We start from the raw sequence: 4,453 nt of genomic DNA, 5'->3' as shown, positions 1-4,453 counted from the left end.
GAGGGAGGCTCTGCGGGCGTTCATCCGGCCGGTGCGGCAGCGGCGGGCGAGCCCGTGTGCAGGGCCTCGAGCGTGTGGGCGGCCAGGCCGAAGGCCAGCGTCATGCCCACTCCGGTCGCCACGGTGACGGCCGTGGCGTGGGCACCGACGGGAGCGAGGACGAGCGGGCGGGTCTCCGAGGAGGCGTAGACGCCCTGCCACCGCTGGCGCACGCGCAGGGGCTGGGCCCCCAGCACGGACCGTGCGGACTCGAGCAGGAGGTCCGTCGTGTCCTCGTCGAGGAACGGGGCGGTCGAGGGTGCGTACGCGTGGCTGTCGCCCACGAGCAGGCTGCCGTCCGGGCGGCGCGTGACCATCACGTTGGCTCCGGCGGCCATGAGCGCGGGTGCGGTCTCCTCCATGTGCTCGCGCAGGTCCTGCGCCGCAGGCATCGTGGCGAAGGCGTCGTAGCGCAGGAGCGAGGTGCCGGTGAGGATCGCGGCGTCCGTCGTGAAGTGCGCGGGTGCGTCCACCAGAGCCATCTGCAGCGCGCACTCGCGGATGCCGGCGTCCGCGGCGAGGTCCGGGAGCAGTCCGCGGAGGTGGTGGCCGGTGCAGACGAAGGTGTGGTCGGCGGCGAGGAAGCCGCGCGTGGTGTGCATTCCGCCGTCCGTGACGCTCAGCGCACGGGTGTCCATCCGCATCGTCACCGCGGGGTGCGCGTGCAGCCAGGCGGCCAGCCGCGGGGCGGCGGTGCGCGGGTCCACACGCAGGTCGAGCGGCAGGTGCGCGCCGCCCACCGCGCTGGTGGCCCGGCTGCCCAGCGCGCGGGTGATCTCCTCGCCGTCGACGAGCCGGATGCGGTCCGTGCCCTTGGCCTCGGCGGCCTCCGCGCGCCAGCGCCGCACCTGCGCGGAGGCCGCCGCCACATAGGCTCCGGACTCCCGCGCCCAGAATCCCGCGGCCGAGGCCGCCGCGAGCCAGTGCTCGCGCCCGGCCTCCGCGAGGGAGGCGAAGGCGCCGGTCTGCCCGGTGATGCAGCAGTGGCCGAAGTTGCGGACGGAGGCGCCGCGGGGCCCGCTGTCCTCGTCGACGAGCGTGACGCGGAGCCCGCGGCGCACCGCGAGGTAGGCGTGGGCGAGTCCGACGATGCCGGCTCCCACGACGGCGATGCTCCCGCTCGAGGCGGACGGTGTCTGTGTGCTGTGCATGACTCCAGAATGAGCGGCCCCGACTTGTCTGTACAAGCAGAGATGCGCCCTCGGAGCGGAGGTTGGCTCACTGTTCACCTGCAGGTTTTCGCGGTCTCCTCTCTGTCACGAGGTGTTCACCCGCTGTTCTCCGGAGCCCCGGGATCCCGTCCGATTCCTCGCTAGAGTGGAACATGTCCAGACAAGTGGGACCGTATGGGGACATGCGGCGAGGAGAACGGGAGCGGTGATCGTGGGGAGCGCGCGAGCTGAGGCGGATGCGGAGAGGCCGGCGCCGCTGCACGGCAGGATCAGTGCGGACATCCGGGCGGCCATCGCCTCGGGTGAGCTGCCGGTGGGGTCCTCCCTGCCCAGTGAGGCGGAGCTCTGCCGCAGGCACGCGGTGTCCCGCGGCACCGTCCGGCAGGCGATCGCCGCGCTGCGCGCGGAAGGCCTCCTCGCCGGGGGCCGCGGCCGCCCGCCGCGGGTGGTGGGCGGAGTGCCCAGCCAGCCGCTGGAGAGCTTCCAGTCCTTCAGCGCCTGGGCGCACGCCTCGGGCCGGGTGCCCGGTCAGCGCACCGCGGAAGTGGCGCGGAGGCCGGCCTCGGCGGCTCTGGCCACCGCGCTGGGGATCGAGGCGGGGGAGCCGGTCGTGGAGCTCCTGCGGACCAGACTGCTCGACGGGGTGCCCGTGATGATCGAGCGCACGGCCTTCGTCATGGACGTGGGGCGGCACCTGTTCGACTTCGATCCGGATTCCGGTTCGATCTACGCCCACCTCACCGCCTGCGGCGCGGACCTCCACTCCGCCCGCCACACCTTCGACGCCGTCGCCGCGACGCAGGAGGACGCACACCTGCTGGGCACCGCTCCCGGTGCCCCGCTGCTGCGTGAGCAGCGCACCGCGTACTCCTCGGGCGGCCGTGCGCTGGAGTTCTCCGACGAGCGCTACCTCCCCGGTCAGGTGACCTTCACCGTGGAGAACACGATGGAGTCCCGTCCCACCGTCCTGCGCGCACTGCCCGCACGAACGCACCCGACCCGTACAGACACAGAAGGAGCATCCTCATGACAGACATCCGCCTCGCGGCCTTCGACATGGCCGGCACCACCATCGACGAGCACGGAGACGTCTACCGCGCGCTGGAGAACTGTGTGACGGAGACCGGTACGCCGGTGGACGCCGCGGATCTGCAGACCTGGATGGGCACGGACAAGGTCGAGGCGATCACGCAGCTGCTCCGCCTGGGCGGGCACGCCGGGGACGAGGCCACCGTCGCGGCCTGCTTCGACCGGTTCCGCGCGCTGCTGGCCGAGTACTACGCCGTACACCCGCCGGTGGGGCTGCCCGGCGCGGAGGATGCGCTGCGGACGCTGGGGGAGGCGGGCGTGAAGGTGGCGCTGACCACCGGCTTCTCCGCGGACGTCGCGGGTCCGCTGCTCGATTCACTGGGCTGGAAGGTGGGGGAGGGCGAGCTCCTCGACGCCGTCGTCACCTCCGACGAGGTGGCCGCGGGGCGCCCGTACCCCTACATGATCCACCGTGCGATGGAGCGCACGGGCGTGCGGTCCGTGGCGCAGGTGCTCGTCGCCGGCGACACCGTCGTGGACGCCCAGGCGGGCGCGGCCTCGGGTGCGGCGCAGGTGGTGGGCGTGCTCACCGGTGCGCTCACGGCCGAGGACTTCGCCGGCAGCGGCACCACCGCCGTGCTCGGCTCCGTCGCCGAGGTGCCCGCCCACCTCGGCCTCGGCTGAGGGGTGCGGCAGCCTCGGGCGGAGGCTCGTGCTCGCTGGGCGTCGGGGCCGCTGCGGGAACGCCCGTGGACGCCGCGCCGCATGAGGGCCTCGAGCGGTCCTGTGCGGCCCGTGCGCTCCAGCCGGACGGCGAGGGCGACGCCCACCGACCACACGACCGCCGCGACGGCCAGCGCCCCGAGGGCGAAGCACGCCGCGTACCCGGCTCCGCCGGCGATCCCCGTCAGCACCTGGAGGCCCATGAGCAGTCCTGTGACGGTCCGCTCCGGCTGGAGCGCGCCGATGGGCACCAGCCCGATGGGAAGGGCTCCGGCCAGGGAGACCCCGATCCCGCCCCACGCGAGCAGGCGCAGGCGGGTGCGATGTGCAGCGGTGTTCTCGAAGAGGCGCATGCGGCCGGCGCGGTACCCCAGGATCACGAGGGACAGCAGCGGGTGGGCGATCGCGATGTAGAGCGACGTCGAGCGCGCGGTCGGAGCGGAACAGCAGCCATCCGGTCACGAGCAGTGCGAACCCGTAGGCGGTGAGGATCTCCCCGGGGAACACGAGGAAGGCGTGGAGGGCACCGAGCAGGAGCAGCAGGAGCGCCCGTCTGCGCAGAGTCCTCCGTGCCCCGTCCGGTGCGGCGGGACCGGAGGAGCGCCTGGCGAGGCTCCACGCGACCCCGTAGCCGAAGAGGATCGCGAACAGCGGGAACGCCCGGTTGTCGAGGAGCAGGGTGGCGGCGAAGGTCGCTGCCCGGTCCGGTGCGGGCTCGTGCGAGGCGTCCACTCCGAACCCGGCACCGGCGTGGACCCCGGCGTAGGCCATGGCGATGAGCAGCAGCATCAGCCCGCGGGCGGTGTCGGGTGCGAGGAGCCGCCGCGGAGCGGCGTCCGGCGTCGAGGGCGAGGTCATGGGTTCGATGCTCCTTCCTCCGGTTCAGAGGTGCGGGGGTACTGGGCGACGCCGAGCGCCCTCACTGCGGCGGGCACGACGACCGCTCCGGTGAGGATCACCGCGGCCGCGGCCAGGCATGCGATCTGCCAGGAGCCGAACTCGTACAGGTACCCGGCCGCGACGGTGCCCACGAGACCGCCGGCCAGAGCGGCGGATTCGTACCACCCCAGGCCGCGTCCCAGGCGCAGCTGCCCGGAGGCCTCTGCGATCACCGCCTGCTGCACGGGGAAGACGACCGCCCAGGCAGCGCCGGCCAGCACCCAGCACACCCCTATGACCACAGGGTTGGGGGCGAAGGCCAGGCTCGCGGCGAATCCGGCGCTGGCGACCGAGGCCAGGGCCAGCATCCGGGTGCGGCCGCAGCGGCGCACGAGGCCGTGCAGGTGGGGAGGCAGTATGCCCATCGCGATTCCGCCGGGCAGGAACACCAAGCCGATCTGCAGCGGCCCGAGGCCGAACTCCTGCTGCAGGTGCAGGAGGAGCAGGAGGCTGATGACCCCCTCGGCGGCCATCGTGAGGGCCACGGCGAGCAGCATCGGGGACAGGCGCCGCAGCAGACGCGTCTGCTGCGGCGCCTGTCCCCGATGCTG

Annotated in this window: 4 protein-coding genes and 1 pseudogene; 2 read left to right on the top strand and 3 right to left on the bottom strand. The window is 73.5% G+C overall.

What is annotated here, in order from left to right; translation table 11 throughout:
* Positions 1-20 precede the first annotated feature (20 nt).
* Complete coding sequence (locus Q0A33_RS08550) at positions 21-1,190, bottom strand: TIGR03364 family FAD-dependent oxidoreductase (RefSeq protein WP_291795116.1); 1,170 nt, start codon at positions 1,188-1,190, stop codon at positions 21-23.
* A 226-nt stretch (positions 1,191-1,416) separates the two neighbouring features.
* On the opposite strand from Q0A33_RS08550, the gene Q0A33_RS08545 reads away from it, so the two are divergent.
* Together Q0A33_RS08545 and Q0A33_RS08540 are read left to right on the top strand one after the other, a co-directional pair.
* The gene (locus Q0A33_RS08545; protein ID WP_291795115.1) at positions 1,417-2,241 is read left to right on the top strand and encodes a GntR family transcriptional regulator; all 825 of its coding nucleotides are present in this window, start codon (positions 1,417-1,419) and stop codon (positions 2,239-2,241) included.
* Positions 2,238-2,924 carry a phosphonatase-like hydrolase gene (locus Q0A33_RS08540; protein ID WP_291795114.1) on the top strand — a complete coding sequence of 229 codons (687 nt, stop codon included), beginning with the start codon at positions 2,238-2,240 and terminating at the stop codon, positions 2,922-2,924. Before Q0A33_RS08545 ends, Q0A33_RS08540 begins: the two co-directional genes overlap by 4 nt.
* 191 nt (positions 2,925-3,115) lie before the next feature.
* On the opposite strand, the pseudogene Q0A33_RS16570 reads toward Q0A33_RS08540, so the two are convergent.
* Together Q0A33_RS16570 and Q0A33_RS08535 are read right to left on the bottom strand one after the other, a co-directional pair.
* Positions 3,116-3,316, bottom strand: a pseudogene (locus Q0A33_RS16570) (DUF418 domain-containing protein); the annotation flags it as partial.
* Positions 3,317-3,817: 501 nt separating this feature from the next.
* The coding region (locus Q0A33_RS08535) for an MFS transporter (RefSeq protein ID WP_291795113.1) at positions 3,818-4,453 on the bottom strand (636 nt) is incomplete at its 5' end.

Source organism: Brevibacterium sp. (assembly GCF_022712115.1).
Taxonomy (GTDB): domain Bacteria; phylum Actinomycetota; class Actinomycetes; order Actinomycetales; family Brevibacteriaceae; genus Brevibacterium; species Brevibacterium salitolerans.
This window is presented reverse-complemented; position numbering and strand designations above follow the sequence as displayed.

Bases quoted from the DNA above. Each gene is read 5' to 3' on its own strand.
- Q0A33_RS08540 (WP_291795114.1), top strand. From the start codon at position 2,238: ATGACAGACATCCGCCTCGCGGCCTTCGACATGGCCGGCACCACCATC.
- Q0A33_RS08550 (WP_291795116.1), bottom strand. From the start codon at position 1,190: ATGCACAGCACACAGACACCGTCCGCCTCGAGCGGGAGCATCGCCGTC.